This window comes from Stenotrophomonas maltophilia group sp. RNC7 (assembly GCF_030910085.1).
GTDB lineage: Bacteria > Pseudomonadota > Gammaproteobacteria > Xanthomonadales > Xanthomonadaceae > Stenotrophomonas > Stenotrophomonas sepilia.
In genome coordinates this window covers 1-26614 of record NZ_JAVFVN010000291.1, presented here as the reverse complement: position 1 = coordinate 26614, position 26614 = coordinate 1, and the positions used below count along the sequence as shown (strand labels likewise).

General features: G+C 66.4%; 20 protein-coding genes. 6 read left to right on the top strand and 14 right to left on the bottom strand.

Annotated elements, in window-relative coordinates:
• The first annotated feature begins 375 nt into the window (after window positions 1-375).
• Complete coding sequence (locus RCF13_RS04310) at window positions 376-3609, top strand: Rne/Rng family ribonuclease (RefSeq protein WP_231352204.1); 3234 nt, start codon at window positions 376-378, stop codon at window positions 3607-3609.
• Window positions 3610-3776: 167 nt separating this feature from the next.
• Here the strand turns inward: RCF13_RS04310 and RCF13_RS04305 are convergent, their stop codons facing one another.
• The 10 genes from RCF13_RS04305 to RCF13_RS04260 all read right to left on the bottom strand — a co-directional run bounded on the left by RCF13_RS04305 (window position 3777) and on the right by RCF13_RS04260 (window position 17633).
• A complete protein-coding gene (locus tag RCF13_RS04305; RefSeq protein ID WP_134968722.1) occupies window positions 3777-4661 on the bottom strand; it encodes an endonuclease/exonuclease/phosphatase family protein in 885 nt (294 codons plus the stop codon).
• Between the two features lie 2 nt (window positions 4662-4663).
• Entirely contained in the window at window positions 4664-7831 is a 3168-nt protein-coding gene (locus RCF13_RS04300) for a discoidin domain-containing protein (protein WP_134968723.1), read from the bottom strand.
• Window positions 7828-8664: a carbohydrate ABC transporter permease gene (locus tag RCF13_RS04295; protein ID WP_005417620.1), complete on the bottom strand. Its 837-nt coding sequence runs from the start codon at window positions 8662-8664 to the stop codon at window positions 7828-7830. Before RCF13_RS04295 ends, RCF13_RS04300 begins: the two co-directional genes overlap by 4 nt.
• Window positions 8661-9542: a sugar ABC transporter permease gene (locus RCF13_RS04290; protein ID WP_005410323.1), complete on the bottom strand. Its 882-nt coding sequence runs from the start codon at window positions 9540-9542 to the stop codon at window positions 8661-8663. Before RCF13_RS04290 ends, RCF13_RS04295 begins: the two co-directional genes overlap by 4 nt.
• Window positions 9539-10879, bottom strand: a complete 1341-nt coding sequence (locus tag RCF13_RS04285) for a sugar ABC transporter substrate-binding protein (RefSeq protein WP_061478009.1) — start codon at window positions 10877-10879, stop codon at window positions 9539-9541. Before RCF13_RS04285 ends, RCF13_RS04290 begins: the two co-directional genes overlap by 4 nt.
• 4 nt (window positions 10880-10883) lie before the next feature.
• Window positions 10884-12488, bottom strand: coding sequence for a glucoamylase family protein (locus RCF13_RS04280; protein ID WP_231352205.1), 1605 nt, complete (start codon window positions 12486-12488; stop codon window positions 10884-10886).
• A gap of 252 nt (window positions 12489-12740) precedes the next feature.
• Entirely contained in the window at window positions 12741-15797 is a 3057-nt protein-coding gene (locus tag RCF13_RS04275; protein ID WP_134968724.1) for a TonB-dependent receptor, read from the bottom strand.
• A gap of 78 nt (window positions 15798-15875) precedes the next feature.
• Entirely contained in the window at window positions 15876-16913 is a 1038-nt protein-coding gene (locus RCF13_RS04270; RefSeq protein WP_005417630.1) for a LacI family DNA-binding transcriptional regulator, read from the bottom strand.
• A gap of 148 nt (window positions 16914-17061) precedes the next feature.
• Window positions 17062-17337, bottom strand: a complete 276-nt coding sequence (locus RCF13_RS04265; RefSeq protein ID WP_134968725.1) for a BolA family protein — start codon at window positions 17335-17337, stop codon at window positions 17062-17064.
• Window positions 17334-17633, bottom strand: coding sequence for a YciI family protein (locus RCF13_RS04260; RefSeq protein ID WP_005417634.1), 300 nt, complete (start codon window positions 17631-17633; stop codon window positions 17334-17336). Before RCF13_RS04260 ends, RCF13_RS04265 begins: the two co-directional genes overlap by 4 nt.
• Before the next feature lie 374 nt (window positions 17634-18007).
• On the opposite strand from RCF13_RS04260, the gene RCF13_RS04255 reads away from it, so the two are divergent.
• The 3 genes from RCF13_RS04255 to RCF13_RS04245 are packed head-to-tail and all read left to right on the top strand — an operon-like array spanning window position 18008 to window position 21411.
• A complete protein-coding gene (locus RCF13_RS04255) occupies window positions 18008-18913 on the top strand; it encodes a ScpA family protein (RefSeq protein WP_005417635.1) in 906 nt (301 codons plus the stop codon).
• 13 nt (window positions 18914-18926) lie between these two features.
• A complete protein-coding gene (scpB, locus tag RCF13_RS04250) occupies window positions 18927-19802 on the top strand; it encodes an SMC-Scp complex subunit ScpB (RefSeq protein ID WP_134968726.1) in 876 nt (291 codons plus the stop codon).
• On the top strand, window positions 19795-21411 hold the full coding sequence (locus RCF13_RS04245; protein WP_231352206.1) for a pseudouridine synthase: 1617 nt from the start codon (window positions 19795-19797) through the stop codon (window positions 21409-21411). Before scpB ends, RCF13_RS04245 begins: the two co-directional genes overlap by 8 nt.
• 116 nt (window positions 21412-21527) lie before the next feature.
• Here the strand turns inward: RCF13_RS04245 and RCF13_RS04240 are convergent, their stop codons facing one another.
• Complete coding sequence (locus tag RCF13_RS04240) at window positions 21528-22316, bottom strand: helix-turn-helix transcriptional regulator (RefSeq protein WP_134968453.1); 789 nt, start codon at window positions 22314-22316, stop codon at window positions 21528-21530.
• 90 nt (window positions 22317-22406) lie between these two features.
• Here RCF13_RS04240 and RCF13_RS04235 point away from each other — a divergent pair, with 90 nt between their 5' ends.
• Together RCF13_RS04235 and RCF13_RS04230 are read left to right on the top strand one after the other, a co-directional pair.
• Window positions 22407-23534 carry an MFS transporter gene (locus RCF13_RS04235; RefSeq protein WP_134968452.1) on the top strand — a complete coding sequence of 376 codons (1128 nt, stop codon included), beginning with the start codon at window positions 22407-22409 and terminating at the stop codon, window positions 23532-23534.
• Between the two features lie 95 nt (window positions 23535-23629).
• Complete coding sequence (locus tag RCF13_RS04230) at window positions 23630-23923, top strand: hypothetical protein (protein ID WP_134968451.1); 294 nt, start codon at window positions 23630-23632, stop codon at window positions 23921-23923.
• Here RCF13_RS04230 and RCF13_RS04225 read toward each other — a convergent pair.
• The 3 genes from RCF13_RS04225 to RCF13_RS04215 form a co-directional block, all read right to left on the bottom strand.
• Window positions 23910-24344: a hypothetical protein gene (locus RCF13_RS04225; RefSeq protein ID WP_061478014.1), complete on the bottom strand. Its 435-nt coding sequence runs from the start codon at window positions 24342-24344 to the stop codon at window positions 23910-23912. The two genes, RCF13_RS04230 and RCF13_RS04225, sit on opposite strands and share 14 nt — an antisense overlap.
• Window positions 24345-24447: 103 nt before the next feature.
• Window positions 24448-25254, bottom strand: a complete 807-nt coding sequence (locus RCF13_RS04220) for an amidohydrolase (protein ID WP_231352207.1) — start codon at window positions 25252-25254, stop codon at window positions 24448-24450.
• A 14-nt stretch (window positions 25255-25268) separates the two neighbouring features.
• On the bottom strand, window positions 25269-26417 hold the full coding sequence (locus RCF13_RS04215; protein WP_134969235.1) for a pyridoxal phosphate-dependent aminotransferase: 1149 nt from the start codon (window positions 26415-26417) through the stop codon (window positions 25269-25271).
• Window positions 26418-26614 lie beyond the last annotated feature (197 nt).

Sequence of the window (26614 nt, the reverse complement as noted above, 5' to 3'; positions counted from 1 at the left end):
AGATAAGGGATTGATTTCGTTGGAAGTTACTCAGGGCCAGAAGCCCAGCTTCCGACGAATCCGGCACAGTGCGCGACCACCGCCCGCGGGGCGGCCATGTTAGCGGCTCACCGGCCTTCCCGGCCATCGCCGGATGCCTGACACGCAACCGTGCTGAACATGTCCCGCGTGGCGCTCCAGCCTGGCTGACAGCTGCCTGCGGCCCTGCAACACCCAAAACCCATAAGAGTGAAGCGCTCCCGCGGCCTGCCGTGGTGTCGTAGCGCTGGAAACCCAAGCCGCCCTCCCCGCGCTTGCGCGAATGGGCGGCGAGCCGTGTCCAGAGGCGAAACCCCATGGCGTTCCGCGCGGTAGCCGCTTGCGAGGAACGCAACAATGAAGCGAATGCTGATCAACGCCACGCAGGCTGAAGAGCTGCGTGTTGCCATCGTGGATGGCCAGTCGTTGTATGACATCGACATCGAACAGCCGTCGAAGGAACAGAAGAAGTCCAACATCTACAAGGGCCGGATCTTCCGCATCGAGCCCTCGCTGGAAGCCGCCTTCGTCGAGTACGGCGGTGGCCGCCATGGCTTCCTGCCGCTGAAGGAAATCTCCCGCGACTACTTCCAGGCCGGTGTCGACCACAACAAGGCCGGCATCCGCGAGCTGCTGAAGGAAGGCCAGGAGATCGTTGTCCAGGTCGACAAGGAAGAGCGTGGCAACAAGGGCGCCGCCCTGACCACGTTCATCTCGCTGGCCGGCCGCTACATGGTGCTGATGCCGAACTCGCCCAGCGCCGGCGGCGTGTCCCGCCGCATCGAGGGCGAAGACCGTGCCGCGCTGAAGGAGGCCCTGGACAAGCTGAACATTCCCGACGACATGGGAGTGATCATCCGTACTGCCGGCGTCGGTCGCGATGCGGAAGAGCTGCAGTGGGACCTGGACTACCTGCTCAACGTCTGGCGCGCCATCGCCGAAGCCGCACTGAGCAAGCCGGCACCGTTCCTGATCTACCAGGAATCGCGCCTGATCGTGCGCGCCCTGCGTGACTACCTGCGCGCCGACATCGGCGAGATCCTGGTGGACACCGAGGAGATGTACGAGCACGCCCGCGAGTTCATGCAGCAGGTGATGCCGCAGACCCTGCGCAAGCTCAAGCACTACAAGGACGACATCCCGCTGTTCAACCGCTTCCAGATCGAGTCGCAGATCGAAGGTGCCTACGAGCGCAACGTGCGCCTGCCGTCGGGTGGCTCGATCGTGGTCGACCAGACCGAAGCACTGACCGCAGTCGACGTGAACTCCTCGCGCGCCACCAAGGGCAGCGACATCGAGGACACCGCGTTCCAGACCAACCTGGAAGCGGCCGAGGAAGTGGCCCGCCAGCTGCGCCTGCGCGACCTGGGCGGCCTGGTGGTGATCGACTTCATCGACATGGCCTCCAACAAGCACCAGCGCGAGGTCGAGAATCGCCTGGCCAACGCGCTGAAGTACGACCGTGCCCGCGTGCAGGTCGGCCGCATCTCGCGCTTCGGCCTGCTGGAAATGAGCCGCCAGCGCCTGCGCCCGAGCCTGGGCGAATCCAGCCAGATCGTCTGCCCGCGTTGCGACGGCCACGGCCGCATGCGCAGCGTCGAGTCGCTGTCGCTGTCGATCATCCGCGTCGCCGAAGAGCACGCGATGAAGGAGAACACCGGGCAGGTGCTGGTCCAGGCGCCGGTGGAGATCGCCAACTACCTGTTGAACGAGAAGCGCAGCGCCCTGCGCGAGATCGAGCAGCGCCACGAAGCGCCGATCGTGATCGTCGCCGACGAGCAGCTGCACACCCCGCACTATGCGGTCACCCGCCTGCGTGAGAACGAGCTCGGTGAAGAGAGCAGCAAGCCCAGCTACCAGCGCGGCACCCCGCGCAAGCTGCCGGTGCACGCCCTGACCAAGGGCCAGCTGAACATCCCGCCGCCGGCAGTGACCCAGGTCAAGCACACCTCTCCCGCCCCGGTGCGCGAGGAAGCGGCTCCGGCTGCAGCCGCTCCGGCTCCGGTCGTGGCAGCGCCCGTGGCGCCGGCTTCGAGCGGCGGCGTGATCGGTTGGCTCAAGCGCGTGTTCGGTGGCGAGCCGGCACCGGCGCCGGCTCCGGCCGCCCCGGCTCCGCGCCAGCAGCAGGACGGTGGTCGCAAGGACCGCAACAAGGATCGCAACAAGGATCGCAAGGACCGTCGCGACGAAAACCGTGGCAACGGTGGCAACGGCAACGCGCAGCAGCAGAAGGATGGCGGCAACCGCAAGGACCGTTCTGAGCAGCGCAACAAGGACGGCCGCAACGGCAACAACGGCAATGCCCAGCAGCAGCCGCAGCAGGGCAGGCAGAAAGAGCCGCAGCAGAAGGATGGCCAGCAGCAGCAGAACAAGCCGCGCAACGAGCAGCAGGGCCAGGGCCAGAACCAGCCGAAGCTGAAGCAGCCCAAGCAGCCGCGCCAGCAGCAGGATGGTGACAAGCCGGCCGAGAAGCCGCAGCGCAACGTCGCCGAAGCCCCGGTTGAAGGTGTGACCGCGGCAGCAGCTGTGGCCGCCAACGCCGTCGCCGCCAACGTGGTGACCGCGCAGGAAGCCACTGCACCGGTCGCCCCGGTTGCCCCGGTGGCCGCCGCTCCGGTGGACGCAGTACCGGTCGAGACCGCTGCCGGCGAGGCCGAGGTGGTTGCGGTTGCCGGTGAAGAGACTGCAGCCGACGCCCATGGCGAGCAGGCTGGCGAAGGTGCAACCCGCCGCCGTCGCGGCCGTCGTGGCGGCCGTCGTCGTCGTCGCGGTGGCGCCGAGAACGCTGCCGGTGGTGACGGCCTGGGCGATGACCAGGACGAGGGTGACGAGGGTGATGACGCCGAGGGCGTCGAGCCGAACGTCGACAGTGCCGCCCCGGCCACTCCGGTCGCCGCCGCACAGCCGACCCGTGCGCAGCCGGAATTCGATTTCGATGACGAAGCCGAACCGGTTGCTGTCGAAGCCGAGAAGCCGGTCCGTACTGCCGCCGCTGCTGTCGCCGCACCGGTGGCGGTGGTGAGCAGCGCCGTGGTCGAGACTGCCGCACCGATCACCGCCGAAGTGCCGGCGGCGGTTGAAGCCGCAGCCAAGGCAGAGCCGGTGTCCTCGCCGGTGCAGACCAGCATGCTCGATGCCATCGACGCAGCAACCCCGGCGCAACCGGTGGCTGTTGCCGCACCGGCGGTCGAAGCAAAGCCGGTCGCGGTGGAAGCAGCCCCGGTGGCTGAAGTCGCTCAGGCGATCGAAGCGAAGCCGGCGGCAGTCGAGGCTGCACCGGTGGCTGAAGCCAAGCCGGCCGCTACCGAAACCGCTCCGGTGGTAGAAGCCAAGCCGGAGATCGTTGACGCTGCTCCGGTGGTTGAAGCCAAGCCGGTCGTCGAGACCGCGCCGGTGGCCGAACAGCCGGTCGCTCCGGTGGCAGTTGAAGCTGCACCGGTGGAAGCCGCTGCCCCGGTCGCCGATGCAGTGGTGACACCGTCGATCGATCCGGTCGCCGATGGCCACGCCGATGCGGCAGCCCAGGCGGCCGAAGCCAAGGCCGACGAAGAAGACGAAGAAGGCGCCAAGCGCACGCCGCCGGCGAACTGATCGCGCTTTGATCGCGTGAAAAAACGGCGGGGATCGATGATCCCCGCCGTTTCTGTTTTTGCGCCGGGCGCGTGCAGCGCTCTGGTAGAGGCCAACCCTGGTCGGCGCCGTTGTTGGAGCGAACGCGGACACGTCCGTGCCAACCAAGGGTGGCACCTACCAGGACATCAGTGCGCCGGAGCGAATTGCAGGCGGGTCCACACGCCATAATGGTCCGAGGCCCAGCGACCGCTGTCATCGGGCTGGTCGAACAGGAGCTTGGCCTCACGTGCGACCATCGCGTCCTGCTGGAAGAAGATGTGGTCGATCCGCGAGGCCACCGGGTAGTAGCGCCTGTTCAGCGTACTGACCCCGGCCAGGTCGGTGTTGACGTGCACGCTGCCGTAGCTGTCACCGTAATGGCTGCGCAGCTCGCTCAGGTCACTGGCATCGACCAGCGCGTTGAAGTCGCCCGCGATCACCACCGGTGCGCCGGCCGAGGTGCTGGCGATGAAGCGCTGCAGGTCCTCGACCTGGGTGCGACGGATGCGCTGGCCATTTTCGTCGCTGCGCTCGTTGAAGTGGGTGGCATAGACGTTGACCGCCTTGCCGTCCACATCGATGCGCAGATGGGCGACCGTCCGGTAGTCGTCCAGCGGCTGTAGCAGGTGCTCACCCTGGGCGAGGATCGGCCGCCGGGTCAGCAGCGCATTGCCGTAACGTTTCGGCGCACCCACCGGATCGGTGGACACGAATACGTACTTGTAGCCGAGTTGGCTGGCCAGCCACTGCGCCTGGTTGCGCACGTTGCGGCGCTGGATCACCTCCTGCAGGGCAACCGCATCCGGCTGCAGGCGCTTGAGCTCGGCCAGGATGGTGCGGCGGCGGCTCGGCCAGTCCTCGCGGTCGTGATGCAGGTTGAAGGTCACCATGCTCATGCCTGGTGCGCTGGCGATGTCAGCCGCTGCCGCGGCGGTTGGCACGGCTGCCATCACGGCACCCGGCAATGCCAATGCAATGGCCAGTCCCAAGGCACGCACGGCCGTGCGCACCCTTCCCCCCTGCTGCTTCATCGTTACTGCCCCTTGCGTTCGGCGCGGCGCACCGCGCCCGGTACATCGATCTCGACCCGCGCCGGCAGCTGGTGCACGTGCAGTTCCCTGTCGGTCCATTCGGCCGCTTCGCCGTTGATGGTCGCCTCGCCCGGATCACCGGCGTACGGCCACGGCAAGACCACGCCACCGACCGGTGGCACCAGACCCGGCTGCACCTCCAGCACCAGCTGCTTGTCGCTGCGCTGCAGGCGGTAGTTGAGCTGGCCCTGCGGCGTGCGCAGGCCCTGCACAGCGATGCCCTCGCCCTGCAGCCAGGCGGTCGGAATGCCGGCGGCCAACACCAGCGCATCGTCCATGTCACGGCTGTAGGCGAACATGTCCAGGGCCGAGCGCACGAAGTCCGAGGCGACCCAGGCATGCGGCAGGTCACCGACGAAGAACGGCTTGCGCGGCGTGCGCGAGACCACTTCGGCCCACTGGTTCCAGGCCTGCGGCGCACGGTCCTTGAAGAAGAACTCAGTCGCCTGCCAGGCGCGATCGCGCCAGCCAAGGCGGACGAAGGCGGCCACGTTGCGCCACTCGTAGGGCGTGTAGTCCTTCCACTCGCGCTTGCCGTCCCGACGGGCCACGAATTCCTTCCAGTAGCGCTCGAAAGTGGCATCGAGCGCCTGCTGCGGAAGGCGCCCCTGTTCACCGCCCGGAGCCAGCGCAATGGTGGTCGAGGTCGCATCGAAATCGCCCAGCTCGGCCGAGCCCGGCAGGTAATCGATGTTGTGCTGCTGCATCGCCGACAGCAGCGAGGCCTGCAGGTCATCACGGAACTGGTCACGCGATTCGGCAATCTGCATGGCTTCGACCTTGCCCAGCTGGGCCGCCAGCGATGCCGCATCCTTGTAGCCGCGCAACGCCCAGAAATTGTCCCAATACGAATGCATCGGCTTGGCCGAATAGCCTTCGTGGCTGATCGAGGCCGGCATCATCCCGTAGAAGGCCGGGTTGCGCGCACGGTTCTCTTCGGTACGCTCGCTGGCACGCAGCTGCTCCATGTAGCTGTAAGCGCCCTGCACGTGCGGCCACATCAGCTCGGCAAAGGTGCTGTCGCCGGTGTAACGCCCGTACTCGGCGATGCTGTAGATCAGTTCGCCGTGGCTGTCATTCTCCGGCACCGGGTCGCTGCCGCGCGCATCGACACAGCACGGCACCTTGCCGTTCTCGAACTGGAACGGCGCATACCAGTTGATGTAGTCACGTACCGCGTCGCTGCGGCCCATGCGCAGCAGGCCTTCGGAAATCATCGCGCCATCGCGGATCCAGCTGCGTGCGTACGAGCGCGTGCCCGGCTGCAGGCGCGGGCCGACCCGCGAGATCAGCATGTGCGCCACGGCGGTGCGCAGGGTATCGACCAGTGCCTGGCCCGCAGCCGGTACCTGCAACGAGACCACCCCCAGCTTCTGCCGCCACTGCTCTGCGACCTGTGCCTGCGCCTTGGCCACATCCAGCGCCTGCGGCGCCCAGCCTCCGGTCTGTGGCAACACCACCGCCACTTCTCGGCTCTGGCCAGGCTCCAGCTTGATCGTATACAGCAGCGCACCGGACGCCATGCCGGTGCTGTCCTTCACCGCCGTGCTGGCCGGGTATTTCCCGGAGGCCAGATGCATCGCGTCGAGCTTGCCATCGAACGTGCTGGCGAAGCGCGCATCCGGCACCTGCAACGGATAGATGCGCGGCTCACCGTTGATGCGCACCAGCTGTTCGCCCACATCCAGCGCATCGATGCGACTGAAGCCGCCGACGGTATTGAGGAACTGGGTCGGCGGGTTCACCTGCCACGGCCGGATCGCCAGCGCCAGGGTGTACTCGTGCGCCACCTTGTCCGGATTGCTCAACCGGTAGCGGCCGATCAGCTGCGCGCGCTCCGGCGTGCCCTGCACGAAGCTGGTTACCGCCAGGCCGGCCTTCTCATGCACCCAGTCGACATTGGCGATGGGCAGGTAGCGATCCTGCAGCGACTGGGTGATGGCCACCGTCGACCAGTCCAGCAACTTGCCGTCCACGCGGATGAACGGCTCGATGCTGAAACTGCCCTTGGCCGGTTCCAGCGCACCGTCCTCGCTGATCAGTGCCTGCTCCTGGCCGCCATCGAGGCCGAGCAGCGTCCAGTACGGCTGTTCGCCCACATATGCACGCGGCAGCAAGCCGCGCGGCAGGTCGGCCGCCACCGAGGACAGGAATGCGTTCGGCGTGGCCGCGAACGCCAGCGGCTTGAGCGTGATGTCACGGATGCCATAGCGCCAGTTCGGGCCATCGTGCAGATCGAAGCGCACGTAGCGCGCGTCGGTATCCGGCAGCGCCAGCCAGTCGCGGCCGCCCGCACCGCCGGTCACCTCGCGCACGGTGCGCCAGTCCCGGCCATCCTCGGACGTACGCACGGTGTAGCGATTGGCTTCCAGGTTCGGCAGCCAGTCAATCACCGCACCGCCGATCTCGCGGCTCTTGTGCAGGTCCAGGCTGATGGTCTGCTGCTTGACCCCGCCACTGATCCAGAACGTATCGCTCTTTCCGTCAATCATCCGGTCCTGCAGCGCGGTGGCGGTGTCGGCGATCACCGATGGCACCAGCGCCGAATCATCCTGCGGCGGCAGGCCCTGCAGGGTCAGCTTGTCGAAGCACACCGTGCCGCGGCCGCCGACCTTGCTGTAGATCGTGAACTCGACCGCAGCGCTGCGCGCCATCTCCTTCTCCGGCGATGGCCCCCATGCCTTGTCGATCTGGCGACGGCGGTATTCGACCGGCGTCCACGCCTTGGGGAAGCTGTAGCCCGGACGGTTGACCCACCAGACATTATCGCCGCTGGCATCGATCAGCTTGAACTGCAGGTCGTTGCCCGGCGAATCTCCCCGCAGCTGGAAGCCGAAGCGGTAGTTGGCCGGGTACTCGATACCCAGCGCGCGGCGGATGCCGACGTAGCCCGACACCTTGTGGAAATCGTAGTCCAGGCACAGCGCGCGGCCGCCACCGGCACCGCTCACCGGCCGCAGCGAACCGCTGATCTGGTCTGACAGCACCAGCTTCCAGGCGCCGATGTCGTCGAAATCGTCCAGTACCTTCGGCGCCGGCAGTGCCGGTGGTGCGGCGATCGCCAGGGAAGTCCACAACAGGCCCAGTCCAACGGCGATCGCTCGCTTCATCCCTTGACGCTCCCCAGCAACAGACCTTGGATGTAGTACCGCTGCAGCACCAGGAACAGTGCCAGCACCGGAACCACGGTGACCACCGCGCCAGCCATCATCATTTCCACGTCCATGATGTGCTCGCGCGAGAGGGTGGCCAGCGCCACCGGCAAAGTGTAGTGCTCCTGGTCGGTCAACACGATCAGCGGCCACATGAAATCGTTCCATGCACCCATGAAGGTGAAGATCGCCAGGGTCACCAGTACCGGCTTGAGCATCGGCAGCACGATCTGGAAGAAGATGCGCAGCTCACCCGCGCCGTCTATGCGGGCCGCTTCAAGCAGCTCGTCCGGGATCGAACGCGCGTACTGGCGCACCAGGAAGATGCCGAACACGCTGGCCAGCGCTGGCACGATCACGCCGCCAAAGCTGTTGACCAGGCCCAGCTGCTTCATCAGCAGGAACAGCGGCAGCATCGCCACCTGCGCCGGGATCACCAGCGCTGCCATCAGCACCTGGAACAGGCGCTCGCGGCCAACGAAGTTGAGCTTGGCGAAGGCGTAGCCGGCCATGGTGTTGAGCAGCAGCGAACCCAGCGTGATAGCCAGCGACACCAGCAGGCTGTTGGCGAAGTTGCCGCCCATGCCGGTGCGCGCGAACAGCTCGTGGTAGTTGTGCGTGGTGATGCTCGAAGGCAGCAGTGGCGGCGGGAAATGACTGGCCTCGCCCTGCGGCATGAACGAGACCGAGAGCATCCACAGCAGCGGTGCAAGGCTGACCAGGGCCAGCACCAGCAACGCACCATTGATCATCCACGGATACCAGCGCGACTGGCCGATTTCACGACTCATACCAACTGCCTCTTGCGGCCGAAACGCAGCATCACGGTGGTCACCGCCAGGATGATCAGGAACAGCAGGAACGCCACCGCGGAGGCGCGCCCCAGGTTCCACCACTTGAAGCCTTCCTCGAACATGAAATACAGCACGCTGACGGTGCTCTGCAGCGGATCGCCGCGGGTCATGACATACGGCTCGGCGAACAGCTGGAAATAGCCGGACACGGTGATCACGCCGACCACCAGCAGTACCGGGCCGAGCATCGGCAGGGTGATGTGCAGGAACTGCTTCCAGCGCGAAGCGCCGTCGATGCGCGCGGCTTCGTACAGGTCATGCGGGATCGCCTGCAGGCCGGCGAGGAAGATCACCATGTTGTAGCCGAAGTTCTTCCACACCGCGAACAGCATGATGGTCGGCATCGCCCAGTTGGGATCACCCAGCCAGTCGATCGGACTGATGCCCAGGTGGCCCAGCCCGTAGTTCACCAGTCCATAGCTGGTATGGAACAGGTAGCGCCAGATCACCGCCACCGCCACCAGCGTGGTCACCACCGGCGCGAACAGTGCCGTACGGAACAGGGCCTTGAAGCGGGCGGCCGGTGCGTTGAGCAGCATGGCCGCGCCCAGCGACACACCGATCGACAACGGTACGCCGATCAGCACGAAGTAGGTGGTATTCCACAGCGACTTCCAGAACATCGGCGTCTGCAGCAGGTCGATGTAGTTGCCCAGGCCGACGAAGCGCAGGTTGCTGCTGTCGGCCAGTGCATAGAGGTCGAAGTCGGTCACGCTCAGCGCCAGCGCCGAGGCGACCGGCAGGCCGAAGAACACGCCCAGCACGATCAGCGAGGGGCCGGCGAAGATCCAGCCGGCCAGCGAAGTACGTTTCATTGCGCGCTCCCGGCGGCCACTGCGCTGCTCGATTGCGGCGACGGCGCGCGCTCCTGCAGGCGTTGTTGTTCATGCATCCAGCGGCGCTTGGCCAGCACCTTGTCCACGCGCTGGTCCAGTTCGGCCACGGCCTTGTCCTGCGGCAGGCCACCGCGCACCACCTTCTCGGTGACAATGCGCATTTCCTGCACGATGCGCTCCCATTCGAGCACCTTCGGCGTCGGCTTGACCCGCTCCAGCTGATCGCGGAACGCGGCGGCCAGCGGGTCGTTGGCCAGCGACGGCGCGTTCCAGGCGCTGCGGCGTGGCGGCAGGTCGCCGATGATCGAATGGAAGCGTGCCTGGATCTGCGGGCGCGACAGGAATTCGATCAGCTTCCAGGACGCCTCCTTCTGCTGCGACTTGCGGAAGATCACCAGGCTGGTGCCACCGGCGATGCCCGCGCCCGGACCGTCGGGCCCCGGCAGCGCAGCGGTGCCCCACTGTCCTTCCAGTTCCTTCGGCTGCAGTTTCTTGAACTCGCGGATGTTCCAGGGGCCGGAGATGTAGAACACGTTGAAGCCGCGGAAGAATTCATCCCAGACGTTGGAGATCTGCGTCTCGGACATCTTCGGCGCCCAGCCCTGCTCGAACATGTTGGCGTAGAAGGACAGCGTGCGGCGGAATCCCGGGCTGGCGAAATTGCCACGGGTATCGTCGTCGCGCAGCAGCGGGTCGGGCTGCTGCAGGGCCAGCGACAGCTGCTGCTCGAACTCGTTGATCGGCATCAGCACCGCGTAGCGGTTCGGACCCTGCATGCGCTTGATCGCCGCCATCTGCTCGTCCCACTCGGCCCAGGTACGCGGCGGGTGGTCGTAGCCGGCCTTGGCCAGCAGGTCCTTGCGGTAGTAGATCAGGCGCGTATCGACGTACCACGGCACGCCGACCAGCTCACCGTGGATCACGTTGGTATCCCAGATGCCCTGGAAGTAATCTTTCGGATCGACCACAGTGGAGCGCTGCACGAACGGCTGCAGCGGGGTCAATGCATCGAGTTCGGCGAACTCCGGCACCCAGGTGTTGCCGAGCTGGCACACGTCCGGCAGGCCATCGGCGGCGAACGCGGTCAGCAGCTTTTCGTGCGCGGCGGTCCACGGGATGTTCTGCACATCCACCTTGATGCCGGGATTCTCGGCCTCGAACTCGTGGATCAGCTCGCTGACCACCTCGGCTTCGCGGCCCATCGCCCAGAAGCGCACGGTGGTGGTGCCCGGTTCGGTGCGGGCGCAGCCGGCCACGGCCAGGGCGGCCAGGGCAGGCAGCGCCCAGCGGCGCAGGCGGTCGATCCAGTTCGGCATCGGGTTACTTGCCCTGGCCTGTGGTGCGGTTGGCATTGTTCTTCTGTTCCTGCGCGGCAGCCGCGCGTGATTCGGCGATACCCACCGCGCGTGCTGCCGCGGCCTTTTCGTCCTTCTGCAGTTCCAGCGGCTGGAACGACCCTTCCGGCGCCAGCCAGCCACCGCTGAATCCGGCCCGCTCCAGGCCCTTGCGGATGTACGGATTCTTCTTCATCACTTCCCAGACGAAGTCGTTGCGGTAGTTGGCGATCATGGTCAGGATCGGCCCCTGGTCGATGGCGATGTAGTCGCTGGCGACCCAGCCGCGATCCGGCACCAGGCGACCGGTCTTGATCGGGATGTCGTAGTTGAAGCTGGGATTGAACGAATCCAGGAAGCCGTAGCTGGAATAGATGTAGTCGCCGTAGCGTTTGTGCATTTCCAGCGTGGCCGGGATCACCTGCTCGGGCGCGAACACCACCGAGGCGATTGCCGCAGTCGGGGCAATGGTGCCGTCATCGAAGTTCTCGCGCAGGCCGGCGCCGCGCGAGGAGTAGTGGCGGAACTGGCGCTGTTCGCCGCGGTACTCCTGCGTGGTGTTCTGCGGGCCATCGCTGGCGGTCAGGCCCCACACGTTCTCGCCATAGTCCTTCCACTGCATCGGGTTGGCGATGGCGTACTCGCGCTGGGCCAGCGCGGCCGAGCGGCTGTTGAGGAAATAGGTGCTGCCGCGCTCGCGCATGTACGCGTCCTGGATATCGCGGAAATCGATCCAGACGTGGCTGTACTGGTGGCCGAACAGCGGGCCGAAGGACAGGTATTCCTGGCCCTGGTAGACACCCCAGTCGTTGTCATAGGTGCGCGTCCACACCGTCCACGCGTCCGGGCTGACCGGGTGCGTGGGCGAGCCCAGGGCGAGGATGTAGACCATCATCGCCTCGTTGTAGCCCATCCAGTCGTGGTCGATGAAGCCGCTCTCCGGGAACCAGCCCATCGAGATCAGCGGTGCACGCTGCTGCAGCCACGGCCAGTCGACCTTCTTGTACAAGGTATCGGCGATCTGGCGGATTTCCTTTTCGCGCGGATCGTCACCGTCGTAGTACGACTGCGCGAACAGCACGCCCATCATCAGCAGTGCGGTATCCACCGAGGACAGTTCGACCCAGCTGTCGTAGCGACGGCCTTCCTGCATGTCCAGGAAGTGATAGTAGAAACCCTTGTAGCCCGCCTTGCCGGTGCGCTGCTGGCCCATCGGCACGTCGCGGAAGAACTTCAGCGTGGTCAGGGTCCGGTCGATCGCCTGGTTGCGGCTGACCCAACCGTTCTCGATGCCGATCGGATACGCGGTCAGCGCGAAACCCACCGACGCGATGCTGGCGAATGGCCGCGACGGATAGCGATCCGGGGTCAGACCATTGATCTCGTTGGTGGTGTCCCAGAAGAACTGGAAGGTGCGGCGCTCGATGTCATCGAACAGCGGCGGCAACTCCGGCTTCATCGGCCGCGGCGGTGCATCGGCCTCGATCAGGATCACCGGCGGGCGCGGCTTGGCAGGTTCCTGCTGGGCCGGCTGGCAGGCGGCCACCGCCAAGCACAGCATTGCGGCGGACAACAGATGGCGTGCCTGCATGGCGCGGTTCCTCCGGTGGTCTGATCGATGGGAAAGCATACCGTCCAATGATCTGAAATCGTTTACAAGATGCGCTCTTAAAAAACCACGAAAAACGTGGTTTGACACCGCGATCATTGCCCACGCCGCTGCCCCCCCCTGCCCGGCAGCGGCGTGGGCAATGGACCGGCACGGGGCCGGCCATTGCCGTTCTCACACAATCGATGCCGCCGGCGGACCGGCGGCATCGGATACAGCAGCAGGCGGCGCCGCTTAGAAGCGGAAGCCCACCTCGGCCTTCACCTGGCGCGGAGTGCCGATGATGTCGCCGGTCTCGTTGTAGCTGGCCTGCAGCTTGCCGTTGGTCTTGACGTAGTTGTAGGTGGAGAAGTTGTCGAAGTTGAACACGTTGATGATGTCCAGACGGGCGTACAGCTCGGTGTTGCCCGCCAGCTTGAACGTCTTCGTCGCCTGCAGGTCGACCGAACGGTAGCCGAAGATCTTGCCACCCACCAGGAACTTGCCGGTTGCGTTGGGCACGGCCGCCTGCGGGGTCGGCAGGGTGTAGCCGCTGGCCTGCATCACCGGGTACCAGTCGTTGACGGCGGTCGGGGTGGCCAGGGTGATCTTGCCGCCGAAGGTGATGCCCCAGAAGCCCGCGTACGAACCGGTCACCACCAGGCGGTGGCGCGGTGCGCCGTTGGAGCGGATGGTCGGGTAGTCACCGATCAGGCCGCGATCGAACGCATACTTCTCGTTGATGTCGCGGTTGTGGCGCGCGGTGGTCCAGGTGTAGGCGATCGAGGTGCCCCAGCCGCTTTCCTTGGTGAACGGCTTCTGTGCCGACAACAGGACCTGGGTGGCACGGGTCTTGATGCCCTGCTGGCCGATGATCAGGCTGCCGAAGCCCGGCACGTTGCAGCTCCAGGCCTGGCTCAGGCCCGGGGAGGTGCCACCACACAGGCGCGGATCATCGAAGAACTGGCCGGTCGGGTAGCGGTTGCCCAGGGTGAAGGCGAAGCCGTCGTAGCTCAGGGTGCGAGCAATGGTGGCGTCGGTCAGCCAGTCGCCGATCTGGTTGCTCATGCCCAGGCTGAACTGATCCGAGTACGGCGCCTTCAGCTTGTTGTTCAGCAGGTCCACTTCCAGGCCGGCATTGCTGGTCGCGCCGACCAGGGCCTGCAGGTTGCCGATCCCGTTGAGCAGGTTCGGGTTCCAGTCATAGCAGGCGGCCTGGCCGTTGATGCAGGCGCCGGTGGCCGGATTGCGGAAGTAGATGGTCGGCTGCGGCAGGGCCAGCTTGGTGGTTTCCAGCTGCAGGTTGTCGAACAGGTCACGGTCGTAGGAACGGCCGGCACCACCGTGGATCACGTGCTGCTCGTCGGCGTTGATGTCATACGAGAAGCCCAGGCGCGGCTGCCAGGCGTCCTTGAACGCCTTGCGGTTGTGGCCGTTGCTGATGTAGTCGCTGATGTCCAGGCCGCCCAGTGCCAGCGAATCGGCATAGGTCTGGCCAGCGGGGGCGCGCGGATCCTGCGAATAGATGGCGTCGACCACCTGCTGCGGGGTCACGAAGTCCAGATAGGACGGGGTCTTTTCGTAGTCCCAGCGCAGGCCGATGTTCAGCTGCAGGTGATCGTTGACCTGCCAGTCGTCCTGGATGAACACGCCGTACTGCTTGGACTTCGAACGCACTTCACCGGACACGCCGGTCACGCCGGTCACCGGCTTGACGAACTGCGCCTTGTACGGAATGGAATCGGGGAAGTCCGGATCGCCCAGCGAGTAGGTGAAGGTCGGATTGATCTGCGCCGCATCGGATGCGTACAGATCGATCGCCTTGTACTTCACGCCCATCTTGATGGTGTGGTCACCGGCCCACTGGATGCCATCCAGGGTCAGGTTGTCTTCGATCGACCAGCCCTTCTGGCCCTTCACCTGCGAATCCAGTGCCGAGGCGCCACCGATCTTCACGATCGTGCGGTCTTCGGGGCCGTCCGGTGCGGTGTAGGTGATGCCGTTGGCCAGCGTCAGCGGGGTCGGGTTGTTGAACGAGTCTTCGTGGGTGACCATCAACTCGTTGTAGTAGCGCTCACCACTGTGGTTCCAGCGCAGGGCATAACGACGGTCGGTGTTGACCACTTCACGGCCGGCTTCCGGCGAGGTCTGGCCACTGAACTGCGACTGGGTTTCGTCGCGGTCCTGGAAGGTCAGCTCGATGCGGTCGTTGTCGGTCGGCTCGAAGTCGATCTTGCCGAAGATCAGATCCTGCTGGAACGGCTGGCTGGCCGGGCCGAGGCCGGCGGCACCGGCCGGCGGCAGCAGGCCGGCAGCGCCGGTGACCGCGCCATCCGGCGCGATGGTGACCGGCAGGTCGAAGCGCTTGGCTTCGTAGGTCACGAAGAAGTGCGCCTTGTCCTGGATGATCGGGCCGCCCAGGGCGAAGCCGTATTCCTTCTCGGCCGAGACCATCTTCTCCTTGCCGCCCTGGCGCTCGGCCGGGGTCTTGGCACGCATGTCTTCATCGGTGTAGCGGTAGAACGCCTCACCCTTGAACTCATTGGTACCGGACTTGGTCGCAGCCGTCACTGCGGCGCTCGACACCTGGCCATACTCTGCCTTGTAATTGCCGCTGATGACCTTGTATTCGCCGATGGCCAGCTGCGGGAACGGGTTACCGGCGCTGCCGGACTGGCCGGCCACGCCGCCACCCTTGACGTAGCTCTTCTGGCCCACGCCGTCGATGTAGACGTTGGTGCCATCTGCATTGGTGGCGCCGCCGCGCAGCGAGGTGTTGCCCTTGGCATCGCGGGTGAAGATCAGGCCCGGCACCGCGTCAGCGAACTCCAGGAAGTTGCGCGACACCTGCGGGGTGGTCTGGATCTGCTGCAGGCTGACGGTCTTGCCAACTTCGGAGGTGCGCACTTCCTGCAGCAGGGTCGGCGCAACAACGTTGACGGTGTCCAGGTTGGTGGCCGCGGTCGAGCCCGGGGTGCTGCTGGCTGCGCCAGCGAAGTTCAGCGTCGCGGTCGAAGCCACGGTGACGGTGACCTTCTGGGTCTGGCCGTTGGCGACCACGTTGTACGTGCCCGGATCAAGGCCCATCAGCGAGTAGCTGCCGTCGGCGCGGATGGTGCCACGGCGGACGGTACCGGTGGCCACGTTGGTGGCGGTCACTTCGGTGCCGGCCTGGGCACCGGCAACCTGGCCGCGCAGGCTGGCGTTGGCCGACTGCGCCATGGCGTTCGGGGCGGCAGCCAGCATCAGGCAGCTGACCAGAGCGGTGCTCAGCAGCCGGCGCGCCGGCATGCGGAAGGTGGTATGCATCATCAACTCAATCTCCGGGTGGCGGTAACCGCTTGCGCGGTCCCTGCGATCAGTCAAAAAAAAGAAGAAACGCCTCTGGCTTCAACGGCCGGATGGCGGAGTGGTGGAATCGCGAACAATCAAGCGGGGAACCAGGGTCTGCTTGTCCCCTGCCCCATCCGTGGAGGTGCCGTCCATCAACTGCATCAGGCGCGTCATGGCCCGGTCGCCGAGCTCGGCGATGCTGACCTGCATGGTGGTCAGCGACGGGTGGACGAAACGCGCCAGTGGAATGTCATCGAAACCCGCCAGGGCCACATCGGCCGGCACACGGACCCCTGCCTGCGTGAACGCATACAGGCAGCCCAGGGCCATCATGTCGTTGGCGGCGAATACGGCATCGGGCAGCGCTCCGGCTGCCAGCAACTCCTGACCGGCACGATGGCCGGAAGCTTCGTCGAAATCACCGGGCAACTCGATGCCTTCGGCGCCACCGCCAGAAGCCGCCAGCGCGTCACGGAAGCCGCGCAGGCGCTCGCGCGCGTCGAAGTTGAGGTCCGGACCAGAAATGAAGGCAATGCGGCGGTGGCCGGCATCCAGCAGGTGGCGGGTCATCGCCATCGCGCCGGCGTGGTCGTCGATGCTCAGCACCGGGTGGTCCTGCCCGGGCAGATAGGTGTTGATCAACACCGTCGGCAACGACTGCGGCAGGTTGTCGGTCAGGAAGCCCGGACTCTCGGCATAGGGCGAAAGCACCAGCAGGCCGTCGACGCGGCCGCGCATGGCACGCAGGGCGGCGCCCTGCTGTTCCTGGTCACCGTGGTAGCTGGACACCAGCAGGTGCTGGCGGCGGTTGCGGGCCACCCCGTCAATGCCGCGCATCAGCTCGGAGAAGAACTCGCCGTACAGGTCAGGCAGCACCACGCCCACCGTATTGGTGCGGCGGCTGCTCAGGCTGCGGGCGGCGGCGTGCGGGGTGTAACGCAGCCGTGCGGCCACCTCCAGCACAAGCTGGCGGACCGGTTCGGCGACATTTTCATGCCCGTTGAGCGCGCGGGAAACCGTGGCCACGGAGACCCGGGCTTCGCGTGCGACGTCTTTGATTGTGATAGCTGCCTTGTTCACGAAGCCGCCCTCCACGGCTTGGACCTACCAGCATTGGCGCGGAATGTAAGCGTTTCCATCCAGGCTTGTAAACAGTCCGTTAGGCGAATGTCCCGAAATGGACATGAAAATCTGTCCGTGGCCAGGCCCGCAGGGACCGGCCAGGACAGTGCGGGACAAGGACTCAGCCCTGTTCTGACGGGGTCTGTGCGCGGATGGACAGCGCGTGGATATCGGTCTCCATCATCGACCCCAGCGCGGCATAGACCGCGCGATGTCGGGCCAATGGAGCCAGCCCTGCGAAGCGCTCACTGACCACATGCACGTTGAAATGGCCGCGCCCGTCGCGCGCACCGGCATGGCCGGCGTGACGATGGCTGTCGTCCTCGATCTCCAGCACGCTCGGCGCCAGCGCCTGCTGCAGCGCATCACGGATCCGCTCGATCCGTTCCGCGTTCACGGCAGCACCTTGCGGAACGGGCGGACCTGCACGCGGGTGTAGACGCCTGCAGCCACGTACGGGTCGGCATCGGCCCAGGCCTGGGCCTGCGGCAGCGACTCGAACTGCGCGATCACCACCGAACCGCTGAAACCGGCCGGGCCCGGGTCTTCACTGTCCACCGCCGGGCACGGCCCGGCCAGCAGCAAGCGTCCCGCGTCGCGCAGCGCATGCAGCCGCGCCAGATGCTCCGGCCGCGCCTGCAGCCGCTGCGCCAGCACATCCTGGCCGTCATACCCTTCGATCACATACCACACCGGCATTTCCTCGCTTGCGTTGTCGGGTCCGCCGATTCTAGCCAATGCAGCCCCTGCCCCGGTCCGGCTGGACACTGGCGCAGCAAAGGCTTACCCTAGACTCCATTGCACGTGGCTGGATGCAGCAGCCCGTCGGATTCTGCGGCCACGCAGCCCCCGGCGACAGATCCGCTGCTTCAAACCGGACCACCTGGCCGGGCCACGTAGACGACCTCCCCGTAGTTCTGTCGCTGCCGTTTACTGCGGCGCGTCCTGCTGTTTGATATGTGTGGAATCGCGCCGATCCCGGCGTGTCTGGTGCCCTGGGGCTCCGTGGCGTTGGCCCGGCGAACCCGGTGCCGCGACTGGTCCGTTGCAATCCTGATGTCCATTAGATGACTTCCGAACTCGCGCTCGACGCGAACCCGCCAACCCGGCCGCCCGCCCCCCAGCAGCAGGAAATGCCGCTGGCCGTGGTGCATGGGCAACCGGTCCTGCAGATCCCGCAGGACCTGTACATCCCGCCGGACGCGCTGGAAGTCATCCTGGACGCCTTCGAAGGCCCGCTGGACCTGCTGCTGTACCTGATCCGCCGCCAGAACCTGGATGTGCTGGACATTCCCGTGGCCGAAATCACCCGGCAGTACGTGGAATACATCACCGTGATGCGCGAGCTGCGCTTCGAGCTGGCGGCCGAGTACCTGGTGATGGCCGCGATCCTGGCCGAGGTGAAGTCGCGGATGCTGCTGCCGCGCCCGGTCAGCGAGGAAGGCGATGAGGCCGACCCGCGCGCCGAGCTGGTGCGCCGGCTGCAGGAGTACGAACGTTTCAAGCAGGCCGCCGAGGACATCGACGCCCTGCCCCGCCAGGACCGCGACACCACGGTGGCGCATGCCTTCATGCCCGAACGCGCCACGGTGAAGCTGCCGCCGCCGGTGGACCTGAAGGAAATGCTGCTGGCCCTGCACGACGTGCTCAAGCGCGCCGAGCTGTTCAGCGGCCACGCCATCAAGCGCGAAGCACTGAGCGTGCGGCAACGCATGGGCGAAGTACTGGGACGCCTGGAAGACGGCAAGTTCTATCGCTTTGAAGGGCTGTTCACCGCCGAAGAAGGCAAGCTGGGCGTGCTGGTCACGTTCCTGGCGGTGCTGGAACTGGCCAAGGAACAGTTGCTGGACATCGTCCAGGAAGAACCGCTGGCGCCGATCTACGTGAAGTCGCTGGCCGCTGGAAACACCAACGCGCCGCTGCAGTTCAGCAGCGAGTTCGACGACAACGACGCCGCCAATGCCAACGAGTGAGCGCTGACTGCCGATGGATCAATCGCTGATCGACCGCATTGTCGAGGGTGCCCTGCTGGCCTCCAGCCAGCCACTCACCCTGGCCCAGCTGAAGGACCTGTTCCCGGAAGAGGAACCGGCACCGCCGGGCAGCATCGAACGTGCGCTGGAGCGCCTGCGCGAGGCCTGCGAAGGTCGTGGCGTGGAACTGGTCGAGGTCGCCTCCGGCTTCCGCTACCAGGTCACCAGCGAAGTACATGGCTGGATCAGCCGGCTGTGGACCGAACGCAAGACCCGCTACACCCGTGCCACCCTGGAAACCCTGGCGCTGATCGCCTACCGGCAGCCGATCACCCGCGGCGAGATCGAGCAGGTGCGCGGCGTGGCGGTCAGCAGCAATATCATCCAGGCGCTGGAAGAACGCGAATGGATCCGCGTGGTCGGCCACCGCGACGTGCCCGGCAAGCCAGCGCTGTTCGGCACCACCAAGGGCTTCCTGGACTACTTCGGGCTGAAGCGGCTGGACGAACTGCCGCCGCTGTCGGAACTGAAGGACCTGGGTGAGCTGGAACCGCAGCTGGCCCTGGACCGTGATGCACCGGCCGTGGCCGGTGCCGAGGGCCCGGACATCTCGGCCGGCGCCGATGGCGTTGCCGCGAACGATGACGCCGGCCTGGCCGGCGGTGATACCCCCGATTCCGCCAATGCAGCCCCTGCATCGGCCTCCGATGAGCAAGCACCTTCGCCCCTCGATGATGGGCACCCCGATTCCGCGCCGGGCGAGCGCGCGGTGCCAGTGAACGAACGCGAAGACAACGCCGTCGCGATGACGACCGTGGCTGTTGACCAAGCCGATTCCGAACCAGAGGCCGACCTCGAAACCGTCGGCCGGAGCAAAACTGATGAGTGACACCCCCCGTAACAAGCTCTCGCTGAAGCGCGAAGCCACCTCCGAACAGTTCAAGCTGGAAGAGCGCCTGCACAAGGTGCTGGCCCAGGCCGGCCTCGGCTCGCGCCGCGCGCTGGAACAGCGCATCGCCGAAGGCCTGGTCAAGGTCAACGGTGAAGTCGCGCAGACCGGCATGTCGGTCAAGAGCGGCGACAGGATCGAACTGGATGGCCGTGGCTTCGTCGCCACTGCCCTGGCCGAGCCGTCGCGCGTGCTGGTCTACAACAAGCCGGAAGGCCAGGTGACCACCCGCGAAGATCCCGAAGGCCGCCCGACCGTGTTCGAGTCGCTGCCGCCGCTGAAGGGCGCGCGCTGGATCGCAATCGGCCGCCTGGACATCAACACCACCGGCCTGCTGCTGGCCACCACCGACGGTGAGCTGGCCAACGCCATGATGCACCCGTCGTTCGAGGTCGAGCGCGAGTACGTGGTGCGCGTGCGTGCACCGGAAGGCGAGGAAAAGGTCTCCGACGCCATCGTCGACCGCCTCAGCCGTGGCGTCGCACTGGAAGACGGTCCGGCCAAGTTTGATGAGATCGAACGCATCGGCGGCACCGATTCCCACGACTGGTTCCGCGTCGTGGTGAAGGAAGGCCGCAACCGCGAAGTGCGCCGCCTGTGGGAATCGCAGGGCTGCCAGGTCAGCCGCCTGAAGCGCACCCGCTATGGCAAGGTGAGCCTGCCGCGCGAACTGGCCCGTGGCCATTCGGTGGAACTGGGCACCGCTCAGGTGGAAGCGCTGCGCGCCCAGCTGAAGCTGGAAGAAGGCGCACCGTCGGCACTGACGCTGCAGCCGGTGATCGGCCAGCGCCGCGCCGCCAAGACCACCGTGCGCGTGCGCGAAGGTGGCCGTGGCAACGCCTACGTCAACGGCCACAACACCGCCGACGAAGGCCGCGAGCTGCGCCGTTTCGACAACGTCCGCGAAGACCGCGGCCGTGGTCGCGGCGGCAAGGGTGGCGGCTTCAAGGGCGGCCTGACGGTCAGCGGTGAAGCGGCGGCCAAGCAGTCGCAGAAGCCGTTCAAGCAGCGCCCGCCGAAGAATGATCGCTCGCTGCCGGAAGGCAACCCGGCCGCGTTCCGTACCTGGTACGTGCCGGACGGCGTGAGCACCGGCCCGAGCGGCCATCGCAACGCCGGTCCGGGCGCACGCCCGGGTGCCCGTGGTCCGGGTGCAGGCGGCCAGGGCCGTCCGTACGGCAAGCCGAAGGGCCCGGGCGCCGCCGGCGGCCAGGGCCGTGGCGGTTTCGGTGGTGAAGGCCGTGGCGGCGCAGGCGGCCAGGGTCGTCCGGCCGGTGCCGGCAACCGCTCGCAGGGCCAGGGCAACAAGCACCCGTACGGTCATCCGGGCAACGCCCCGAGCTTCCCGTCCGACCATGCAACCCCGGGTTTCAACCCGTATGGCAGCCCGAAGCCGGCACAGGGCGCCCGTCCGGGCGGTCGCGGCCCGGGCGGTGGCAACCGTGGGCCGGGTGGCAATCGCGGCCCCGGCGGTCCGGGTGGCAACCGTGGTCCCGGCGGCAACCGCGGCCCGGGCGGCCCGCGCCGTAGCGGCCCACGCGGCGGCTGATCACAGGCCACGCTGAAATGAGAAACCCCGGCCCAGGCCGGGGTTTTTCTTTAAAAAGGGGACGGAGGGGATTAAGTCGTTTTCGCCACGCCATGTCTCGAAGGGGCGAAAACGACTTAATCCCCTCCGTCCCCTTTTGCGTGGCGCCGGAAAGCGGCGGGCGTGGTGCCGGCCATGCTGCGGAAGAAGGCGATGAACGGGCTCTCGGCGGAGAAGCCAGTGTCCTGCGCCACATGCGCGACGCGATGCCCGAGCAGCAGCAGCTCCATGGCCCGCATCAGGCGCCATTGTTGGCGCCAGGCCTGATAGCCCATGCCGGTATCACGTTGCATCAGCCGGCCAATGGTGCGCACGCTCAGACCCGCGCGCTCGGCCAACTCGCCCAGTTCGGGCGGCAGCTGTTCGGCCAGCGGCAGGCAACGTGCAATGCGTGGATCACGCGGCAAAGGCAGGTCCATCGGCGCCACCGGTGCAGCGGCGATTTCCAGCACGCACAACGCCAGTTGATGGTGTGCGCGCGGCAATTGCCAGTCATGGTCGAATGGTGCCTGCGCGATCGGCTCCAGCAAGGCCTGCAGCAGCGGACCTACGCCGATGATCGCCGGTTGCCGGGGCAGCTGGGCCGACAGGGTGGCGTCGAAGTACAACGAACGGTAGTCGACCGCCTGGCGCATCTGCGCGCGATGGCGCAGCCCGCCCGGAATCCACGCCGCGCGCGCAGGCGGCAGCAGGCTGATGCGATCACCGTAGGTCAGGCGCGTACAGCCCTGCCGGGTGTAGAGCAGCTGCGCACGTGCATGCTGGTGCCAACCCGAATCGTGATCCGCCAGTGACGCCGCGATCCCCAGCACCGGAGCGCTCCAGGCATCAGCGTCGAAGGGCGTGTCCGGCTGCAACCAGGCCATGTCCGATTTCATATATCCAATGACAGGATGGAGAGAGTGCGCCATTGCAGGCGCGACCACAATGCGCGGCCCTGTTCGTGGAGCGCCCGCATGTCGCGTCGCCTGTTGTTGCTCACCATCGCGCTGCTGATGTTTCCCCAGCTGGCGCAGACCCTGTACAGCCCGGCCCTGGCCGATCTGGCCAAACGCTTCGCCCTGCCGCCGGGTACCGCCAGCCAGGCCATGAGCCTGTATCTGTTCGGCTTCGCTGCAGGCGTGCTGCTGTGGGGGCGCCTGGCTGATCGTATCGGTCGTCTCCCAGCCCTTCTCTGTGGCCTCGGCGTCTTTGCCGCGGCTGCACTGGGCGGCCTGCTGGCTGGCAGCTTCGGCCCGGTGTTGCTGGCCCAAGCGCTGGCCGCGGTCGGCGCCGCCGCCGCTTCGGTGGTCACCCAGACCGTGCTGCGCGACCATCTGCAGGGGCCGGCGTTGGCGCAGGCATTCTCCTGGATCGGCATGGCCCTGGCCCTGAGTCCGGCCATCGGCCTTGCACTGGGCACGCTGCTGGTCGCCGCCCATGGCTACGTCGGCGTACAGTCCGGCCTGCTGCTGATCGCTGCCCTGCTGGCAGTCGCATGCCTGGCGGGCCTGCGTGAAAGCCGCCCTGCACATATCCCGCACACACCCATGCTGCCGCTGCTGCGGCAACTGCTGCGCGATCGCTGGATCTGGTCACAGGCGCTGCTGGTGACGGCGTTCAACGTGGCGATGTACAGCTGGTATGTACTCGGCCCCTTCGTGTTTGCGCGTCTGCACTGGCCAGCCGTCTGGTTCGGCGCCAGCGGCGCAGTGCTGGCACTGGGCTCGGCACTGGGCGCATGGGGCAATGGCCGCCTGCTGCGTGCAGGCGTTGCCACAACCACGCGCATCCGCATCGCCGCACGACTGGTCCTGACGGGAGGCTTGCTGGCGGCACTGCTGCATGATCACCCTGCCCTGGTCGTGGCGATGGTGCCGGTAGTGACGGGTTTTGGCCTGGCCATTCCCAATGTGCTCGGCCAGGCCCTGCGCAGCTATCCACACTGTCTCGGCAGCGCAGGCGCGCTGTTCGGCCTGCTCTACTACCTGTTGATCGGTGCGGCAATGGCGCTGGTCGGTGCAGTGCAGATGCTGGCACCGACCGTTATCGTGTGTGGCCTGCTGGCCTTGTGGCTGCAACGGCGGCGTCCCGCTGCGACCTAGGAATTGCTGCAAATGGAGCGCACTGTGCGCGGCTTCCGGGAACGGCTTTGATTCGCTGGCTATCGTGCGCGCTGTCCTAACCAAGGCAGATGCCCATGATCACCATCACCGCCGAACAGGCCCGCGCCAATGCTGACGCCGCCAAGCGCCCGATCGAACTGTTCTACCGCGACCTCGACAACGCCATCCAGGCCGGCTCGGAAAATGGCCGTCGCTACATTGTGTTCGGCTTCAGCCATGTAATGGCCAGCAAGCAGCTCGTCGAAGACGCGGTCGCACAATTGCTGAAAAATGGTTTCGATGTCGAACGGCTGTTGAGCGACTCCGAACAGCACTACATCCGCATCAGCTGGGGAACTGCCGAGCCGGCGCGCCTCAGCGCCGGCTGATGGTGAAGGCGGCGCCGTCCACGCCCAGGTCCCAGCCCTTGCCGGTACCGGACAGGGCCAGCGAGATGTCACCCTTGGTCATCACCTGCGCGTTGCTGGACTTCACGGCACCCGCATGCGCGCCAACTGAGGCGTAGGTGCCCAGCAGTTCGTTGACACTGACGGCGCCAGTGAAGCTGCCACGACCATTGGTGATCTTCGACTTGCCCACGGTCAGGCCGCCGCCCTTCACTTCGATACGTACCGGCATGCTGGCGCCATTGCTGCAGGTGACGGTGCCGTTGCCGGAGGCGGTCTTGTAGATCAGCGACCAGCCGGACAGGTTGTAGCGCAGCTGGCAATCGAGATTGCCGGCAGCGTGCGCAGCCGGGGCCAGCGTTGCAGCAGACAGGGCCAGCAGCACGGCGAAAGGCTTGTTCATGGCAGGACTTCCAGTTCGGTCGGACTGACGGCGAATCTAGCAGCGCGCGCGTGCACGTTGGATGCAGGCGCGCGCGCTGGTGCGGCGTTGTTCAGGCCGTGGCTCAGGCCTGTTCGTCCAGGTGGAAAGCATCGGCATCGAGCATCGCCGGGAAGCGCGCGCGATGTGCGGCCAGGGCATCGGCCGAGATGGTGGTGGTCACCACCTGTTCGCGTTCGCGGATCTCCACCTGCGGCTGGCCGAGGAAGTCGATCACCGCGCTGTCGCCGGCGTAGTGCAGCTGGTTGCCGTCCACGCCGACGCGGTTTACCGCCGCCACGAAACACAGGTTCTCGATCGCGCGCGCGCGCAGCAGGGTCTTCCACGCATAGGCGCGCGCCGACGGCCAGTTGGCCACGAAGATCTGCAGATCGAAGTCCAGCTGCTGCGGACGCTCGACGTTGTAGCGGTTGCGGCAGAACACCGGGAAGCGCAGGTCGTAGCAGACCTGCGGATTGATCCGCCAGCCCTTCCATTCCACGCTCAGGCGCTCACGGCCGGCGGCATAACGCTCGTGCTCGCCGCCGTAACGGAACAGGTGGCGCTTGTCGTAGTACTCCAGCGTGCCATCGGGCGTGGCGAACAGCAGGCGGTTGTAGACGCCTTCGCCATCACGCAGCTGCACGCTGCCGATCACCGCCGCGTTCAAGGCCCTGGCCTGCTCGCGCACCCAGGCCACGGTCGGGCCGTCCATGCCTTCGGCCTGGGCAATGGCCTCGTTGGAGAAGCCACTGGTGAAGGTCTCCGGCAGGATCACCAGGTCGGTGGTGCCGGCCAGCGGTGCCAGCAGCGCGCCGTAGTACTCACGGTTGCCCGCCGGGTCATGCCAGCGGGTGTCGCCCTGGACGAGGGAAATGCGCAGGTCCTGCATGTCCATGCCTCCGCTCACAGCAGGCGCAGGCGTTCGATCGCCGCGTCCATGGTCGCTTCGTTCTTGGCGAAGCACAGGCGCACCAGGCGCTGGCCGGCCGGCGGAGTCTCATAGAACGGCGACAGCGGGATGGCGGTCACGCCCTTCTCGATGGTCAGCCACTTCACGAACTCATGGTCCGGCAGGTCACTGATGGCCGAGTAGTCGACCAGCTGGAAGTAGCCGCCCGGTACCGGCAGCGCCTTCAGGCGGGTGCTGGCCAGCTGCTCGCGGAAGCGGTCGCGCTTGGCCTGGTAGAACGCGCCCAGTTCCAGGTGGTGTTCCGGCTCATCGCGGATCATCGCGGCGAAACCGTACTGCGCCGGGCCGAAGCTGGTGAAGGTGTTGTACTGGTGCACCTTGCGGAACTCGGCGGTCAGCGCCGGCGGGGCGATCGCATAGCCGATCTTCCAGCCGGTGCAGTGGTAGGTCTTGCCGAAGCTGGAGATCACGAACGCGCGCTCGCGCAGTTCCGGGTAGCGCAGCGCTGACTCATGGCGACGGCCGTCGTAGATGATGTGCTCATACACTTCATCGGAAATCAGGTAGATCTGCGTGCCGCGCAGCAGTTCGGCCAGCGCCTGCATGTCCTGCGCCGACAGCATCGCGCCGGACGGATTGTGCGGGGTGTTGACGATCAACATGCGGGTGCGCGGGGAGATCGCTGCACGCACGCGATCCCAATCCACGGCGAAAGTCTGCGGATCGAGCGACACATGCACCGCCTTGGCGCCGGCCAGGTCGATCGCCGGCTCGTAGCAGTCGTAGGCCGGGTCGAGCACGATCACTTCCTCGCCCGCACGCACCACGGCGTGGATGGCGTTGAAGATGGCCTCGGTGCCGCCGCTGGTGACGGTGATCTCGCTGTCCGCATCCACCTGCGCGCCGTAGCAGTCCAGCGCCTTCTGGGCGATGGCCTGGCGCAGCGGGGCTACGCCGGTCATCGGCGGGTACTGGTTCAGCCCGGCGGCCATCGCCCTGGCCGTCTCATCGATCAGGCGCTGCGGCGCTGAAAAGTCCGGGAAACCCTGGCCCAGGTTGACCGCGCCGTGTTCGGCGGCGAGCTGGGACATCACGGTGAAGATCGTGGTACCGACCTTGGGCAGCTTGGTGTTGGGTTGCATCGGCCTGGACTGTGGGGAACAAGACCCAGAAGTGTACGAAATCCGCGCTGCGACTGTGGGTTCAGCCGGTAGCGGCGGGGCCCGCCCCCCCCGGCGGTTGGAAATGCATTCGGGCGCCCGGGCCGGCGCCCCGCCCCCCCGCGCGCCAAAAACCCACCACAATCGGGCCCACCACCCGCCCAAAAACCCACCCCCCC

What these genes read in the sequence shown, in the direction of transcription:
- RCF13_RS04280 (WP_231352205.1), bottom strand. Translation starts at nt 12,488, where the DNA reads ATGCAGGCACGCCATCTGTTGTCCGCCGCAATGCTGTGCTTGGCGGTG.
- RCF13_RS04285 (WP_061478009.1), bottom strand. Translation starts at nt 10,879, where the DNA reads ATGCCGAACTGGATCGACCGCCTGCGCCGCTGGGCGCTGCCTGCCCTG.
- RCF13_RS04300 (WP_134968723.1), bottom strand. Translation starts at nt 7,831, where the DNA reads ATGAAGCGAGCGATCGCCGTTGGACTGGGCCTGTTGTGGACTTCCCTG.
- RCF13_RS04305 (WP_134968722.1), bottom strand. Translation starts at nt 4,661, where the DNA reads ATGAAGCAGCAGGGGGGAAGGGTGCGCACGGCCGTGCGTGCCTTGGGA.
- RCF13_RS04215 (WP_134969235.1), bottom strand. Translation starts at nt 26,417, where the DNA reads ATGCAACCCAACACCAAGCTGCCCAAGGTCGGTACCACGATCTTCACC.
- RCF13_RS04290 (WP_005410323.1), bottom strand. Translation starts at nt 9,542, where the DNA reads ATGAAACGTACTTCGCTGGCCGGCTGGATCTTCGCCGGCCCCTCGCTG.
- RCF13_RS04220 (WP_231352207.1), bottom strand. Translation starts at nt 25,254, where the DNA reads ATGCAGGACCTGCGCATTTCCCTCGTCCAGGGCGACACCCGCTGGCAT.
- RCF13_RS04295 (WP_005417620.1), bottom strand. Translation starts at nt 8,664, where the DNA reads ATGAGTCGTGAAATCGGCCAGTCGCGCTGGTATCCGTGGATGATCAAT.
- RCF13_RS04235 (WP_134968452.1), top strand. Translation starts at nt 22,407, where the DNA reads ATGTCGCGTCGCCTGTTGTTGCTCACCATCGCGCTGCTGATGTTTCCC.
- RCF13_RS04245 (WP_231352206.1), top strand. Translation starts at nt 19,795, where the DNA reads ATGAGTGACACCCCCCGTAACAAGCTCTCGCTGAAGCGCGAAGCCACC.
- scpB (WP_134968726.1), top strand. Translation starts at nt 18,927, where the DNA reads ATGGATCAATCGCTGATCGACCGCATTGTCGAGGGTGCCCTGCTGGCC.
- RCF13_RS04240 (WP_134968453.1), bottom strand. Translation starts at nt 22,316, where the DNA reads ATGGCCTGGTTGCAGCCGGACACGCCCTTCGACGCTGATGCCTGGAGC.
- RCF13_RS04255 (WP_005417635.1), top strand. Translation starts at nt 18,008, where the DNA reads ATGACTTCCGAACTCGCGCTCGACGCGAACCCGCCAACCCGGCCGCCC.
- RCF13_RS04230 (WP_134968451.1), top strand. Translation starts at nt 23,630, where the DNA reads ATGATCACCATCACCGCCGAACAGGCCCGCGCCAATGCTGACGCCGCC.
- RCF13_RS04310 (WP_231352204.1), top strand. Translation starts at nt 376, where the DNA reads ATGAAGCGAATGCTGATCAACGCCACGCAGGCTGAAGAGCTGCGTGTT.
- RCF13_RS04275 (WP_134968724.1), bottom strand. Translation starts at nt 15,797, where the DNA reads ATGATGCATACCACCTTCCGCATGCCGGCGCGCCGGCTGCTGAGCACC.
- RCF13_RS04225 (WP_061478014.1), bottom strand. Translation starts at nt 24,344, where the DNA reads ATGAACAAGCCTTTCGCCGTGCTGCTGGCCCTGTCTGCTGCAACGCTG.